11 protein-coding genes are annotated in these 16,093 nt (G+C 44.3%); 6 read left to right on the top strand and 5 right to left on the bottom strand.

The features are described 5' to 3' along the window. The first annotated feature begins 129 nt into the window (after window positions 1-129). Window positions 130-969 (top strand): fatty acid metabolism transcriptional regulator FadR, encoded by an 840-nt coding sequence (gene fadR, locus M4S28_RS12365; protein WP_017084025.1) that lies wholly within the window; start codon window positions 130-132, stop codon window positions 967-969. Between the two features lie 142 nt (window positions 970-1,111). Here the strand turns inward: fadR and M4S28_RS12360 are convergent, their stop codons facing one another. Beyond that, entirely contained in the window at window positions 1,112-1,591 is a 480-nt protein-coding gene (locus M4S28_RS12360; protein WP_004734005.1) for a YehS family protein, read from the bottom strand. Between the two features lie 221 nt (window positions 1,592-1,812). Beyond that, a complete protein-coding gene (gene metG / locus M4S28_RS12355; RefSeq protein WP_017084023.1) occupies window positions 1,813-3,873 on the bottom strand; it encodes a methionine--tRNA ligase in 2,061 nt (686 codons plus the stop codon). A 158-nt stretch (window positions 3,874-4,031) separates the two neighbouring features. On the opposite strand from metG, the gene apbC reads away from it, so the two are divergent. The 3 genes from apbC to M4S28_RS12340 all read left to right on the top strand — a co-directional run bounded on the left by apbC (window position 4,032) and on the right by M4S28_RS12340 (window position 8,241). After that, the gene (gene apbC / locus M4S28_RS12350; protein ID WP_102541074.1) at window positions 4,032-5,108 is read left to right on the top strand and encodes an iron-sulfur cluster carrier protein ApbC; all 1,077 of its coding nucleotides are present in this window, start codon (window positions 4,032-4,034) and stop codon (window positions 5,106-5,108) included. A gap of 258 nt (window positions 5,109-5,366) precedes the next feature. Beyond that, window positions 5,367-6,008 (top strand): uridine kinase, encoded by a 642-nt coding sequence (udk, locus tag M4S28_RS12345; RefSeq protein ID WP_004734002.1) that lies wholly within the window; start codon window positions 5,367-5,369, stop codon window positions 6,006-6,008. A gap of 106 nt (window positions 6,009-6,114) precedes the next feature. Beyond that, complete coding sequence (locus M4S28_RS12340) at window positions 6,115-8,241, top strand: AsmA family protein (RefSeq protein ID WP_017095946.1); 2,127 nt, start codon at window positions 6,115-6,117, stop codon at window positions 8,239-8,241. 234 nt (window positions 8,242-8,475) lie between these two features. Here the strand turns inward: M4S28_RS12340 and cobO are convergent, their stop codons facing one another. Continuing rightward, window positions 8,476-9,081, bottom strand: coding sequence for a cob(I)yrinic acid a,c-diamide adenosyltransferase (cobO, locus tag M4S28_RS12335; RefSeq protein ID WP_029224603.1), 606 nt, complete (start codon window positions 9,079-9,081; stop codon window positions 8,476-8,478). Between the two features lie 84 nt (window positions 9,082-9,165). Here cobO and M4S28_RS12330 point away from each other — a divergent pair, with 84 nt between their 5' ends. Both M4S28_RS12330 and M4S28_RS12325 read left to right on the top strand, forming a co-directional pair. Further along, on the top strand, window positions 9,166-9,615 hold the full coding sequence (locus tag M4S28_RS12330) for a low molecular weight protein-tyrosine-phosphatase (RefSeq protein ID WP_249631896.1): 450 nt from the start codon (window positions 9,166-9,168) through the stop codon (window positions 9,613-9,615). Between the two features lie 139 nt (window positions 9,616-9,754). Then, window positions 9,755-10,995, top strand: a protein-coding gene (locus M4S28_RS12325; protein WP_445329536.1) for an IS3 family transposase whose coding sequence is annotated in 2 segments (ribosomal slippage) — window positions 9,755-10,127 and window positions 10,127-10,995 — 1,242 coding nt in all. Because the reading frame shifts where the segments join, the coding sequence is not laid out codon by codon here. Between the two features lie 46 nt (window positions 10,996-11,041). On the opposite strand, the gene M4S28_RS12320 is transcribed toward M4S28_RS12325, so the two are convergent. Together M4S28_RS12320 and rne are read right to left on the bottom strand one after the other, a co-directional pair. Further along, a complete protein-coding gene (locus M4S28_RS12320; protein ID WP_004733998.1) occupies window positions 11,042-12,589 on the bottom strand; it encodes a SulP family inorganic anion transporter in 1,548 nt (515 codons plus the stop codon). A gap of 258 nt (window positions 12,590-12,847) precedes the next feature. Next, complete coding sequence (gene rne / locus M4S28_RS12315) at window positions 12,848-16,048, bottom strand: ribonuclease E (protein ID WP_249631894.1); 3,201 nt, start codon at window positions 16,046-16,048, stop codon at window positions 12,848-12,850. Window positions 16,049-16,093: the final 45 nt, after the last annotated feature.

The following is a 16,093-nucleotide window of genomic DNA, read 5'->3' as shown; positions in this document are numbered from 1 at the left end:
TGAACTTTAGAGTTTTAACTCTACTGGTGTTTTGGGGGAGTAAAATTTTTGAGGATGTTTCCGCTGGGTGTGAACTAGTGGTATGATGAGTAAATTAGAACAGAATAATTAAATTGGATTGAAGTGTAGATGGTCATTAAGGCTAAAAGCCCGGCAGGATTTGCAGAAAAGTATATCATTGAAAGTATTTGGAATGGCCGTTTCGCTCCAGGTTCTATCTTGCCCGCAGAGCGTGAGCTTTCTGAGCTGATTGGTGTTACACGTACTACGCTTCGTGAAGTACTTCAGCGTCTTGCTCGTGATGGTTGGTTGACAATCCAACACGGTAAGCCAACTAAAGTTAACCAGTTTATGGAAACGTCAGGTCTTCATATTCTTGATACATTAATGACGTTGGATGTTGATAACGCAAGCAAAATGGTAGAAGACTTACTTGCTGCACGCACCAATATCAGCCCTATTTTTATGCGTTATGCATTTAAAGCAAATAAAGAAGCTTCTGAGCGTACGATTACTAACGTGATTGAATCTTGTGAAGCTTTACTTGCGGCACCTACATGGGATGAATTCCTAGAGTCTTCCCCGTACGCTGACAAGATCAAACAATCAGTGAAAGAAGACGCAGAAAAAGATGAAACGAAGCGTCAAACGATCTTAGTTGCTAAAACTTTTAACTTCTACGATTACATGCTTTTCCAACGTTTAGCATTCCATTCAGGTAACCAAATTTATGGTCTGATCTTCAACGGTGTTCGTAAATTGTACGACCGTGTTGGCAGCTACTACTTCTCTAACCCAGAAGCTCGTCGTTTAGCCATGGAGTTCTACAAAGACTTGTTTGTTATTTGTGAAAGTGGTGAGCGTGAAAACTTGCCACTTGTGATTCGTAACTACGGTATCGCAAGCGCACAAATTTGGAACGAGATGAAAACAACGTTACCAACAAACTTTACTGAAGACGATAGCTAAGTCTTTTCATTAAAGTCCTGTTAGGTTGGTTTACTTATTAAGTAAAAGACGTAAAGAAAACGAAAAAGCGGCGAGATAATCAAATTATCTCGCCGCTTTTTATTTATCGATAGTTGGTGAAAACTTATCAATAGGCAGTAACTTACCCTGCAAACTCTTCTGAGTCTGGACGGTTAGTAAATTGCACGCCATTTAGAAAATCGCAAAGTAGTTGGTCTTCACATACTTTGTAGTTCTTGTTCTCTGGCTTACGGAAGTAGGCACCAATTTCGTACTTACTTAGGCTGATGCCTACCACTTCTAATATATCTAACACATCTTCTGCTTTCATGTTCAACGCAATACGTAGCTTCATGAAAATCATGTTGTTAGTCAGAGCAACTTCAGGTTTAGGCTGAACACCTTCTTTTTTGCCACGCTTAAGGTTGATAAAACCATTTAGGAATACCGCTAACTCTTTATCTTTCATCGTAGAGCATGACTTGTCGTTGTCGTCTTTTAGCCAGTTGATCACTTGGTCATGAGCAACGGTCACATCAGCTTGCTCGATAGCTTTAATGATCTGTGCATTTTTAAGGTTTAGCGCGTGTTGAATACGACGCAAGATTTCGTTGTTAGTCACTGGGGATTCCTAAAAAGGGTTTGGAGAGTAAAGAGGTGTTGGTTAGCCCGTTATCGTCGACAAACCAATTTCTACTCTACATAGCATAGTTGACGGCGACTCTAACAGAGAACGCTTATTTTCGGTAGATATAAAAAATCCCCAATGCTTATTAACTTATTCAAGTTAAAAGTACATTAGGGATTTCGCTATGAGTGCTTGTTATCTGACTGAAGCCAGAATTACATTACACGCATACCAGGTTGAGCACCTTCGTGTGGCTCAAGGATCCACAGGTCGCTGCCACCAGGGCCAGCAGCTAGGATCATGCCTTCAGACATACCAAACTTCATCTTGCGAGGTTTAAGGTTTGCTACCATGACAGTTAGCTTGCCTTCTAGCTCTTCAGGTTTGTACGCTGACTTGATACCAGAGAATACTTGGCGAGTCTCACCACCGATGTCCAATTGGAACTTCAGTAGTTTGTTCGCTTTTGGTACTTCTTCACATGAGATAATACGAGCAATACGCATATCGACTGCTGCAAAGGCATCGAACTCAATCTCGTCTGCGATTGGCTCTTTGTCTAGTTCAGTTTGGCTTGCTTGCTCTTTTTCAGCTTCTGCTTTTTCTTTCGCAGCTGCTTCTGCGGCTGCATCTTCTTTAGAAGACTCGATCATTGCTTCCACTTTCTTCGGATCAATACGGCTAAACAGCGCTTTGAACTTAGTGATTTCGTGATCAGTTAGCGGTGTAGCAATCGCTTCCCACGTTAGCTCTTCGTTTAGGAAAGCCTCAGTGCGCGCCGCAAGCTCTGGCATAACTGGTTTCAGGTAAGCCATTAGCACTCGGAATAGGTTAATACCGACAGAAGAAACTTCTTGAAGCTCTTTCTCTTTGCCTTCTTCTTTCGCAAGAACCCAAGGTGCTTTTTCGTCAATGTACTGGTTAGCTTTATCTGCTAGTGCAGTAATTTCACGGATAGCGCGGCTGAACTCACGAGTTTCGTATAGCTGACCGATACGCTCAGCAGCAGCAACGAATTCGTTGTATAGCTCAGGTTCTGCAAATTCAGCAGCAAGTTTGCCTTCAAAACGTTTTGTGATGAAGCCAGCGTTACGAGACGCTAGGTTAACAATCTTGTTTACGACGTCAGCGTTTACACGTTGAGTGAAGTCTTCAAGGTTAAGGTCAAGGTCATCAATACGGCTGTTTAGTTTCGCAGCGTAGTAGTAGCGTAGACACTCAGGGTCTAGGTGGTTTAAGTACGTGCTTGCTTTGATGAATGTGCCTTTCGACTTAGACATCTTCGCACCGTTCACCGTTACGTAGCCGTGTACGAATACGTTGTTTGGCTTACGGAAACCAGCGCCTTCTAGCATTGCAGGCCAGAATAGGCTGTGGAAGTAAACGATGTCTTTACCGATGAAGTGGTAAAGCTCAGTTGTGCTGTCTTTCTTCCAGTATTCGTCAAAGTTTAGATCGTCACGCTTGTCACATAGGTTCTTGAAAGAAGCCATGTAGCCAACAGGAGCGTCTAGCCATACGTAGAAGAATTTGTTTTTCTCGCCTGGGATTTCGAAGCCGAAGTAAGGTGCATCACGTGAGATATCCCACTGTTGCAGACCAGACTCGAACCATTCCTGCATTTTGTTTGCAGTTTCATTCTGTAGAGAGCCAGAACGAGTCCACTCTTTAAGCATGCTTTCGAACTGAGGTAGGTCGAAGAAGAAGTGCTCAGAATCTTTCATTACTGGAGTTGCGCCAGAAACCGCTGATTTAGGGTTAATTAGCTCAGTTGGGCTGTATGTCTCACCACAGTTATCACAGTTATCACCATACTGGTCTTCTGACTTACACTTAGGGCAAGTACCTTTTACGAAGCGGTCTGGTAGGAACATCTCTTTCTCAGGATCGAAAAGCTGAGAAATAGTACGGCTAGAAATGAAGCCGTTCTTTTTAAGTTCTAGATAGATGTGAGAAGCCAGTTCGCGGTTCTCTTCGCTATGTGTGCTGTGGTAGTTATCAAAGCTGATATCAAAGCCAGCGAAGTCTTTTTGGTGCTCTTCACTAACAGCAGCGATCATCTCTTCTGGCGTGATACCCATCTGTTGAGCTTTAAGCATAATTGGCGTGCCGTGAGCATCGTCAGCACAGATGAAGTTTACAGTGTTGCCACGTAGACGCTGGTATCGAACCCAGATATCAGCTTGGATATGCTCAAGCATATGGCCAAGGTGAATAGAGCCGTTAGCGTACGGAAGCGCACAAGTTACCAAAAGTTGTCTTGGATCAGTTGCCATACTTAATAATTCGCTTTTTTGATAGGTATAAATTTTGAGAGGTAATACTACTTTATAACGTGTGATACGCCAAGGTATCAGACAAAGGATTCCCCTAGTTTTTTAGGGGTTCAGTCTTCATCTCGTGGGTGATAGCATAAATAAAAAAAGGAGCCCCAATGCGTAACTTTACTTCTAAGCAAGATTTCTGTTCATGGTTGAATGAGTTCGAGTCACCAATCCTCATCCCAGAGTGGGCGCTACACCAAAATATTGTATCGGTTGATCCGCGTGGGTCATTTGTCATTACCTTGCCTTTTGCAGCTAATCAGCTCGCGGTTGAACTGGAACAGTGGATCCACTCCCAGATTGAACAACAGCTTGTCAACACTTTTCAGTTTGAAGTAAAAGTGAAGCCGTCTGCGCTAGAAACTACAGTCGCAACACCATTGAAAGGCGTTAAGAACATTATCGCCGTGACGTCGGCAAAGGGTGGGGTGGGTAAATCGACAACTTCAGTAAACCTTGCGCTTGCGTTATCTAAATCAGGTTCAAAAGTGGGCTTGTTGGATGCGGATATCTATGGTCCATCTGTGCCTATGATGCTCGGTCAGTTGGATGCCAAGCCAGAAGTACAGAACAACAAATGGATGATGCCAATCGAGGCGCATGGCATTTTCACTCATTCTATTGGCTATCTTGTGTCGAAAGATGATGCTGCAATCTGGCGTGGCCCTATGGCAGCGAAGGCTTTAGGTCAGCTTGTTAACGAAACCGTATGGCCTGATTTAGATTACCTTGTTATCGACATGCCACCGGGCACGGGTGATATTCAGCTAACGTTGTCGCAACAGATCCCAGTAACGGGTGCGGTAGTCGTGACGACTCCTCAAGACTTGGCTTTAGCCGATGCACGTAAAGGTGTGGCGATGTTCGATAAAGTGAGCGTGCCAGTTGCAGGCTTAGTGGAAAACATGAGCTACCATATTTGTAGTCACTGTGGCGAAAAAGAGCATATCTTCGGTGCTGGTGGTGCAGAAGCCATGTCGGAAGAGTTCTTCCTCGATATTTTGGCGCAAATTCCACTGCATATTGATGTACGAGAAGACATCGACGCGGGTTGCCCAACGGTTATACGTCGCCCGGACAGCGAACACACTCGTCTTTACCTAGAATTGGCTGAAAATGTGGCTGCGAAAATGTTCTGGACGGGAAAAGCGAGACCGGAAGCGATCAACTTTTCTATGGTTGATTAGAGTAGATAAGTCTTAAGGCCGTATAAATAATGTTTGGGTGAGATAAATAGCTTTTGTATTTGGCTAAAGAGCCGTTGGGTTTGTGCAAATAGTTGTACGCCAGTTATTCTAAAGCAAACGATTGTATTCATTTAATGTATAGATAACATCAATTTGACTGCAATTAGCTAGAATGGCGACTAGAATCTATGTTGTTTAGCCCCTATAATCAGGCGGTTTATCTCTTCCCACCACCAAACCATATCGGGTGCAAAATTAATGTCTGATAATAATCAATGTGTCATCGTAGGTATCGCTGGCGCTTCAGCATCAGGAAAAAGTCTGATTGCTAGTACAATTTATAATGAGTTGCGCGAGAAAGTAGGCGACCATCAAATTGGTGTTATCACGGAAGATTGCTACTACAGCGACCAAAGCCACTTGAGTATGGAAGAGCGTGTTAAAACTAACTACGATCACCCAAATGCACTGGATCATGATCTATTATGTGAACACCTACAGCAGCTAATGAGTGGCAATGCGGTAGAAGTTCCTGAATACAGCTACACAGAACACACACGTACTTCTGAAACGACTACACTTACACCTAAGAAAGTGATCATTTTAGAAGGTATTCTGCTTCTAACAGACCCGCGTCTTCGTAAACTAATGCATGCAAGCGTGTTTATGGATACACCGTTAGATATTTGTCTACTACGCCGTGTTAAACGTGATGTAGAAGAACGTGGTCGTACAATGGACACGGTACTTAAGCAATATCAAGAAACAGTACGTCCAATGTTCATGCAGTTTATCGAGCCTTCAAAACAACATGCAGACATCATCGTTCCTCGTGGTGGTAAAAACCGTATTGCGATTGACGTGCTAAAAGCGCACATTGCGAAGTTGTTGAAGTCTTAATCGAATAAAAATTTGCCTAAGTGACTCACTTAGCTTTATTTTTTACCGAATCAGTGGCACTTTTATAGTGCCACTTTCTTTTGGAATCTAAGCAAGGAATATGCGGATGAAGAAACTACTCATTTTCATAGCTGTACCAGTGTTTGTTGTCGTTGCAGCAATTCTGGCACTAGTGCTGTTAGTGAACCCTAACCAATTTAAGCCATTAATTGTCGAACAAGCCCAAAAACACACAGGCCTAGAGCTCGTGATCGAGGGCGATATCAGTTGGCAATTCTTCCCATCTATTGGCTTCGAACTTGGTCAAACTGAATTACGTAACCCTGAAGGATTCACCCAACCAAACCTGTTTAAGGTTGATACCGTTGGCGTTGATGTTTCGGTTACCCCGCTATTTAGCAACCAACTAGAGATCGGCAACATTACTCTAGATGGTGCAGAATTCTATTTAGAAACGCTTAAAGATGGTCGTAAGAATATCGACGCGCTAACGCAAGCATCAGCTCCTCAAGAGTCTGAGCCTGTAGCCGACGCAAGTTCTGAATCAACACCTGCGCCTCAAGAGCAAAGTGCTACAGACGCATCTGGTTGGACGATCAACCTTGCAGGCGTCACTGTTTCAAATGCATTGTTTGAGATGGACGACAAGCAAGCAGGTTCATTCACTAAGCTATACGATGTGTCTTTGAACCTTTCTGAGTTTGCCGTTGATACATGGACAACCGCGACGTTTGCGGCTTCTGGTGAAAACAACCAACAGAAGTTCTCTGCAAACGGCAGTGCAGAATTCAAATTAGCGGAAGGCTTCGCAAGTTACGCACTGCGTAATATTGACCTAAACGCTAAGTTTAATGATCCAGCAACGTCGATTGAGTCAGCAAAGATTGGTTTGAATACGTTTGAGTTCGATAAGGTAAACCAACTGACTTACGCTGTAATCGGTAATGCGGCTGGCCTTGACCTTGATCTTAAAGGTGGCGGTGAACTTACGGTTGATAGCGCGATTTCAAAAGTAACGCTGAATAAGCTAACGTTAGATTCAACATTCAAAGGTGACACGCTTCCTCAGTCTCCAATGAAAGTCGACATGCTGTCTGATTTAAGCTTCGATCTTAATAAGAGCCACCTGAGCTTTGTGTTAGAGAAGCTACAAGCTAACGCTATTGCTTTAGACGGTAAAGCAGACGTAACCCTATCTGAAATACCAAAGGTTCGTTTCTCTCTTCATAGCCCGAATATCGACTTGGACGAGTTCTTAGGCTTAGGCAATACAACAGAAACAGCGAGCACAGCTCCTTCTGGTTCTGCTGGTGGCTCAACGTCAAACTCTGGTAGTTCAGCTCCTGCTAAAGAAGTGGAACCTGATCTGTCGGCTCTGAAAACGTTAGACGTGAAAGGTGATATCACAATTGATAAGTTCAAGGCGAACAACGCGAAGATGCAGAATGTTAAAACGGCATTTTCGGTTAACCGTGGTATCGCAGAGCTAACCTCATTCACATCGAATCTTTACCAAGGTTCTATTTCTGCGACCGCTAAGCTAGACGCTCGTAAAACACCAGCGACTTACACGGCTAAGAAGAAAATTAGAGGCGTGAAGGTTCAACCGTTACTGGTTGATGTAGCGAACAACGACATGCTGGAAGGCACGGGTAATATCGATGTTAACGTTAAAGGTAAGAGCCTGACGCCAACAGGAATCAAGAAGAACCTAGTCGGTACTATCGTGATTAACTTTGAAGATGGTGCTGTTAATGGCATCAACGTTGCTCAACTGATTCGAGAAAACTACGCTAAGATCAAAGGCGAAAAAGTTGAAAGCACAAATGAAGCTCAAAAAACGGACTTCAGTGCAATGAAAGCGACACTGAAGGTCGACAAAGGTTGGGTTTCAACGAACGACTTATCGGCACAGTCACCACTGCTACGCGTGACAGGTCAAGGTAAAGCAAACTTCATTAATGAAACGGTCGACTTCCTTGTACGTACATCGATTGTTGGTTCGCTTGAAGGTCAGGGCGGTAAGAACATTGATGACCTGAAAGATGTGACCATCCCAATTAAGGTAACAGGCCAATGGGCTGACCCGAAATTTGCGCTTGTTTTTGATGATGTGTTGAAGCAAAAAGCACAAAAAGAGATCGACCGTGGCGTGAATAAGCTAACGGATAAGATCAAAGACGAGAAGACCAAAGAAGCGGTTGACGGTTTGTTGAAAGGTTTCTTTAACTAATCTTTGCCTAACTCGCATATAAAAGAAGCGCCATTCCTACTGTAGGAATAGCGCTTTTTTTTGGATGCTGATTATTATCCGGGCTTAGTAAGCAAAGAGATTCCCTATGAGACTCGTTCCTCGTTCTAGGGAATGACGATCGGTGCTCGTCCTTTATTAAGGGGAGTAACACTGAAGGGTCGTCATCCTCTAGAGGGAAGAATGACCGAGTCGGGGATCTCTAGTTGAATGCGATTACCAGTCAACGCCTTGAAGCGCTTTCACACCTGATTCGAAAGCGTGTTTCACGTTACGAACTTCAGATACCGTATCCGCCATCTCTGTAAGAGTACGGTGCGCGCCACGGCCAGTAATGATTACTGACTGCATTTTAGGACGGTTATTCAGAGCTTCTACCACTTCATCCAGTTCGATATAGCCATAGCTCACCATATAAGTCAGCTCATCAAACAGAATTACGTCAATCGACTCATCGGCTAGCATGCGCTGACATTCTTTCCAGATACGTTGTGCGGCTTCAATATCTTTTGTTTTGTCTTGGGTTTCCCAAGTGAAGCCGGTTCCCATGACTTGGAATTCCACATCCAGTTTTTGAAGAACGTTCTTTTCGCCGTTATCCCAAGTCCCTTTAACAAATTGTGCAACGGCACATTTCTTACCATGACCAACGGCACGTGTAATGGTACCAAAACCGGATGTTGATTTTCCTTTACCGTTACCAGTAATAACCAACAATAAGCCTTTCACTTCTTGTGCTGCAGCCACTCGCGCATCAACTTGTTCTTTTACTTTCTGTTGTCTTGCTTTATGGCGTTGTTCTTTGTTGTCTTCGGTCGACATAACAAACCCTTTTAAGTTGTGATTGCACCTATCATAGCCTAACTTAACGATAGCAAAAACCATCGGAAGAACAGGTGATTACGGATGAAAAAGATACTCGTTGTTTGCATGGGGAATATTTGTCGTTCGCCAACAGGTGAAGCGGTGCTTAGAAAGAAAGCTCAACAGATGGATATTGACGTTGTGGTCGACTCTGCAGGGACGGTTGGTTTTCATCAAGGCAACCCGCCAGACTCGCGTTCCAAATCTGCAGGAGAGAAGCGAGGTTACAGCTTTAAGGGGATTACTTCTCGTAAAGTGGTTGATAATGACTTCGAAGAATTTGACCTGATCCTCGCGGCAGATAGGGCGAATTTAGATGATTTAACGAATCAGTGCCCAGCCCACCTTCAATACAAACTTGCTCTATTCTTGAGCTTTGGAGAGTCACAATATCAAGAGATACCGGATCCTTATTATGGTGAGGGAAATGGCTTTGAGTTGGTGTTGGATTTAATCGAAGAGTCTAGCGAAGCGATACTGCGTTCAATGTAGTTTAGGAACAATGTTCGTCGTTTGGTGATCAGCGCAAGGGCTGACCGATAGGTATAAAAAAGGCCGACATCGAATGTCGGCCTTTCTAAATCTAGCTTTTGTCCCGTCCTGAAATGTGTTTACACATTGAGGATTAATGATGACCATTCCAAATAAACACTACGTTAAGCGCACTCAGCGTGATTACACACTAGGCTTTAAATTGCAGGTTGTAGACGCCATCGAAAAAGGCGACATGACCTATAAACAAGCCCAATCAATTTACGGCATACAAGGTCGTTCGACTGTTCTTACTTGGTTAAGAAAGCATGGCAAAATGGATTGGACTACCAATCCAAGGAAGAGCACGATGCCTAAATCACCGAGAGCGAATGAAACGCCTGCCCAAAAAATAAAACGACTTGAACAAGAGCTCGAAGATGAACGTCTCAGATGCCTTCTTCTTAATAGGGTTGTTGATATTCTTGATGCTGAGCACGGGATGTCGCTAAGAAAAAAGTATATAGCGAAGGAGCAAGAAGCCTTCAAAAAGAGAAAAAAGTAAGCTTAAATAAAGCTTGCTCATTGCTCAATATATCTCGTCAGTGTGTCTATCAGAGAGAAAAGCGTGAGACCACTCGTCAGGCTGAGCTTGCTCCTGTGAAAGAGATGGTGCTTGAACTAAGACGGTTCATGCCTCGGCTGGGAGCTCGTAAGCTCTATTTCTTACTGAAGCCGAAGTTGATAGCTAAGGGAATAAAACTTGGCCGTGATGCTTTGTTTAATTACCTCAGAGAAGAGCGCTTACTCGTTAAGCCGAGACGAAGTTACACCAAAACAACGAACAGTAGGCACTGGATGAAAAAACATCCGAACTTGCTAAAAGAAGTCGTTCCGTCCAAACCAGAAGAAGTTCTGGTGAGCGACATCACTTATGTTCAATCGAACGAGGGCGTTCATTACTTGTCATTGGTTACCGATGCCTTCAGTCGTAAAATCATGGGTTATGAAGTCAGCAATGAAATGAAAGCGAGCGATGTTGTGAAGGCCCTAGATATGACGGTAAAAACTCGATGTTATCGTCATGCGACAATCCATCACTCAGATAGAGGGCTTCAGTATTGTTCTAGTCTTTATCAAGAGAAGCTTAAAAAGCATGGCATAACACCGTCAATGACGGATGGTTATGACTGTTATCAAAACGCGTTAGCTGAGCGTGTCAATGGTATCCTCAAGCAAGAATTCTTGCTTACTCAGTGCAAAGATCTTCGTGAGTTGAAAACGCTTGTTGAGGAGTCGATATATACGTACAACGAAATGAGGCCGCATCTCAGCTTAGGTATGAATACGCCAAATAAGATGCATGAAAAAAGCCAGCAACTTGCGTTACTGGCTTACTAAAATCGTCAACGTATTTTAGGACGAGACATTTAAGCAATGACTAAGCTTACTTAGACATTACTTTGTAGATTGGGTCTTCTGCAACGTTCGCTTCAACTAAGCTACCGGCTTTGTGCAGCATAGCAACACAGTCTTGGCTTAGGTGGCGAAGGTGAAGTGTTTTACCTAGTGCAGCGTAACGGTCAGCAATCGTGTCGATCGCTTCAATTGCAGAGTGGTCTGTTACGCGTGAGTTGGCGAAATCAACGATAACATCTTGTGGATCGTTGTATGCGTCAAACAATTCAAGGAAGTTAGCGGTTGAACCAAAGAAGATTGGGCCGTTAACTTTGTACTCTTTAGAGCCTTCAGCGTTAACTGATTTGTCTGCGTAGATGTGTTTAGCATGTTGCCATGCGAACATTAGTGCCGAAGCAACAACACCCACACCAACAGCGACCGCAAGGTCCGTTAGTACTGTTACCACGGTAACCAGAACGATAACGAAGAAATCTTGCTTAGGAACGCGACGCGCAAGCTTGAAGGTTGCCCATTCAAACGTACCGATAACAACCATGAACATTACGCCCACAAGTGCTGCTAGAGGAATCATTTCAATCAGTGCAGAACCAAACAGGATGAACATCAGTAGTGCGACTGCCGCTACGATACCTGAAAGACGACCACGACCGCCTGAGTTTACGTTGATCATCGATTGACCGATCATCGCACAACCACCCATCGCACCGAATACAGAACACGTTACGTTAGCCATACCTTGACCAACACATTCACGGTTAGATTGGCCACGAGTGTTTGTCATTTCGTCTAGTACCGTTAGTGTCAGTAGAGACTCGATCAGGCCGATAGCTGCAAGGATAATTGCGTATGGCAGGATGATCTGAAGTGTCTCGAAAGAAAACGGAACTGCAGGAATAGAGAACGTTGGTAGAGAGCCCGCTAGCGTAGCGGCTTCGTCACCAGACATAGTACGTAGGAAGTCAACAACAGTACGAGTTTCAAGATCAAGGCCTACAACCAAAGCCGTTACCGTTACAATAGCTACCAATGAAGAAGGTACTGCTGTAGTGAGTTTAGGTAGGAAGTGGATGATACCCATAGTGAGCGCGACTAGGCCTAACATCAGTGTCATTTGACCGCTTGGTAACCAAGTTAATGCACCCGTTACGTCTGGCGCTTTAAATTGACCAAGCTGAGCTAGGAAGATCACAATTGCCAAACCGTTCACGAAACCAATCATTACTGGGTGTGGAACGATACGGATAAATTTGCCTAACTTGAATACACCCGCTGCAATTTGCAGAAGGCCAGCCAGCATAACGGCTGCGAATAGGTATTGAACGCCATGGGTTGCCACTAGGCTCACCATTACAACGGCCATTGCGCCAGTGGCACCAGAAATCATACCTGGACGACCACCGAAGACGGAAGTGATTAAACCTACGATGAATGCTGCGTAAAGACCAACCATTGGGTCAACGCCAGCAACAAAGGCGAATGCTACGGCTTCAGGTACCAGAGCTAGGGCTACTGTAAGACCTGAAAGCACGTCATTCTTTACAGAGTGCTTTGAAAATTGTGGGAATTCGAACATGTTTGCTCAGCTATGCTAAAAATGGATTTACCGACACGAGTGTATTGCGTAGCCAAACAGTGATGGAAAAGAGCGGCAATAGCGAAGTGTCGAAAAGATAAGTGCGCGAATGCTACCCAAAAATGTGACTAAGTTCAAGGTTGAACCTAACTTTGAGTAATATATCTGTTAATTTTTATTCGATTAGTAGATATGAAAAAGGCTGCTTTAATAAGCAGCCTTTGATTCTATTTACTTGTGATTATCTATCAGTAATCGCTAGTAGTTTGGCTTAGTCATACCTGCGCCAGCTTGGTTCGACGCTGCCTGACTACCTGCACCTTTCGGTACAAAACGCTCAGTGCGGAACGGAGCTGCAACAACTTCAATCTCTTTGATCTCTTGTGGACCAGGAGCTTTAGTCATTGGTGAGCCTGCTTGCTTCTTAGCAACCGTTGCTTTTGGTGCAGTTTGAGGAGCTTCTGCTTTTACAACAGGCGCTTCTTCAACTTTTGCACTTTCAGCTTTAGGTGCTTCAGCTTCAACAACTGGTGTTGTCTCTTCTACTGCAATAGCCGCTTCGACTTTCGTCGCTTCTACAATCACTGGAGCTTCAACTTTCTCAGTTTCAACGACTACAGGAGCTTCAGTTACCTGAGCTTCAGAGCGAGTTTCTTCAGCAACAACTGCGTCTTCACGAGAGATGATTACTTTACCCATAGCTAATTCAGGACAAGCAAAACCGCCAGCCATCACTACGTTGCTTTGAGGTGCATTCTCTTGAGCTGTATTTTGCTCTTGAGCTTGAACAGCAACTTGAGTTTCAGTAGCAACTTGAGCTTCAACAGCAACGTCCATTTCCGCCACTTCAGGTTTTGTCTGATTGTGGTGAGGTTTTGGAATGAAGCGAGGCATCACTTTACCCATAGCCATCTCAGGAGAAGCTACACCACCTTTACGCAGGCGGAATGGGTTAGGGCGACGATCACGACCGCGACGACGACGTTGACCACTTGCACGTAGGTGACGTGGAGAACGACGGTTACGACGTTGCTTCGGCTCTTCCTGTTCAGTTTGCTCAGAGTTTGCTTGAGTTGCTTCTACTTGTTCCGCAACTTTCTGCTCTTGTGCTACTGATTGATCTTTAGCTGCTGCTTGTGCTTGAGTCGCAGCTGACGCTTTCTGTTCATTTGATGAACTGTCTGCGTTGCTATCTGCTTCTGCTTGAGCTTGTTGGTCTTTAACTCGAACTAGTTTGTTCAGCTTACGACGTTGACGACGCTCTTTGATCTTAACAGCTTTTGCTTCAGGCTTCGCCTTTGGCGCTTCTGGTTTATCAGCTTGAGCTTCTGCCGCTAGCTGTAGACCTTCTTCTGCTAATTTAGATGGTACTTGCTCTTCCTGTTGCTTCTGCTCATCACGTGGCTTATTGCGACGATCTTGCTTAGGCTTACGAGGCTGACGAGTTTGCTGTGGAGCTGCTTCTTTTTGCTCTTCAGGTTTCTCATCACGTACAGGTTTACGACGGCGTTTGTTGTCGCGGTTTTCGTTGCGATTGTCACCACGTTCATTACGTTGTTCGCTACGGTCACCACGCTCGTTACGTTGTTCGCCACGGTCACCACGTTGGTTACGACGGCGGTTGTCGTTACGATCACGGCGTTGACGGTTACCGTTGTTGCGATTGTTCTTAGGTTTTTCTTCTTGCTTCTCTTCTTCTTTCTTCTCTTCTTGAGTTGAAGAGCCAAATAAGAAGCTACCGATAGCTTTGAAGAAACGACCAATTAGGCTAGGTTCTTGCGTTGCAGCTGGTTCAACTTTCTTCTCTTCAACAGCTTTAGGAGCTGGTGCAGGAGTAGGTGCTGATTGAGCTGGAGCCGCGAAACCTTTCAGAGCAGGCTCTTCGATCTTCTTAGGACGAATAGTCTGTTCTACTGGTTCTTTGCTTTCTGCTTCTTTTAAAGCTTCTAGCTTGGTAGGCAGCAAGTAAGAGAGTAGATCGAACTCTTCACCTTCACGAACACGGATAACCTCAAAGTGTGGTGTTTCCATGTCAGAGTTAGGAACAACAGTGATCTTAACTTCTTGGTTCTTCTCGATGTGGTTTACTGAGCGACGTTTTTCGTTCAGAAGGTAAGAGGCGATTGGAACAGGCACAACAGCAAGTACTTGTGCTGTGTTGTCTTTCAGAGCTTCTTCTTCAATCAAACGTAGAACAGAAAGTGCTAGAGATTCGTTATCACGAACAACACCAGTACCTGTACAACGAGGACAAATGTGGTGGCTTGCTTCTGCTAGTGATGGGCTCAAACGTTGACGAGACATCTCTAGAAGACCAAAGCGAGAAATACGACCAATCTGAACACGCGCACGATCTAAACGAACGGCGTCACGTAAACGGCTTTCAACTTCGCGTTGGTGGCGAACCGGAGTCATATCGATGAAGTCGATAACAACAAGACCACCTAGGTCACGTAGACGTAATTGACGTGCAATTTCATCGGCTGCTTCTAGGTTAGTGTTTAGCGCTGTTTCTTCAATATCGCTGCCCTTTGTTGCACGAGCAGAGTTGATATCGATAGAAGTTAGAGCTTCTGTTGGGTCGATCACGATAGAACCACCAGACGGAAGACGAACTTCACGTTGGAAAGCTGATTCGATCTGGCTTTCAATCTGGTAATGGCTAAATAGTGGCACTTCACCATCGTATTTCTTAACGCGATTCATGAAATCTGGGCGTATTAATTGAATGTGCGCTTGTGCACGTTCAAAAATAGTATTGCTGTCGATTAGAATCTCGCCAATATCACGACGTAGATAGTCACGAATCGCACGAACGATAACGTTACTTTCTTGGTGAATAAGGAAAGGAGCTGCATTTGAATCAGAAGCTTGCTTAATAGCGCCCCAGTGATTCAATAGAACGTTCAAGTCCCACTCTAGCTCTTCCGCACTTTTGCCAACACCTGCTGTACGCACGATTAAGCCCATGCCTTGAGGAAGCTCAAGAGTGCTTAATGCTGCTTTCAGTTGAGTGCGTTCATCACCTTCGATACGACGAGAAATACCGCCAGCACGAGGGTTATTAGGCATAAGAACTAAGTAACTACCAGCCAAAGAGATGAAAGTTGTCAGTGCAGCGCCTTTGCTACCACGTTCTTCTTTCTCAACTTGTACGATTACTTCTTGTCCTTCTCTTAGCACTTCTTTAATGCTAGGACGGCCTTGGTATGTATAACCTTCAGGGAAGTATTCGCGGGCAATTTCTTTAAGAGGGAGGAAACCGTGACGTTCTGCGCCGTAATCAACAAATGCCGCTTCTAGGCTTGGTTCAATACGGGTAATACGTCCTTTGTAGATATTCGCTTTCTTTGACTCGTGACCTGGACTTTCGATATCTAGATCGAACAGTCGCTGGCCATCAACCAAAGCGACACGCAACTCTTCTTTTTGAGTTGCGTTAATTAACATTCTTTTCATTTAGAAATTCTCATTGTCTTTTCTTATTTTCATCATTGGTCTTAT

Source organism: Vibrio sp. J383 (assembly GCF_023503985.1).
Classification (GTDB): Bacteria; Pseudomonadota; Gammaproteobacteria; order Enterobacterales; family Vibrionaceae; genus Vibrio; species Vibrio splendidus.
The sequence above is the reverse complement of the archived record's forward strand: the minus strand, read 5'-3'. Positions and strand labels throughout refer to the sequence as shown.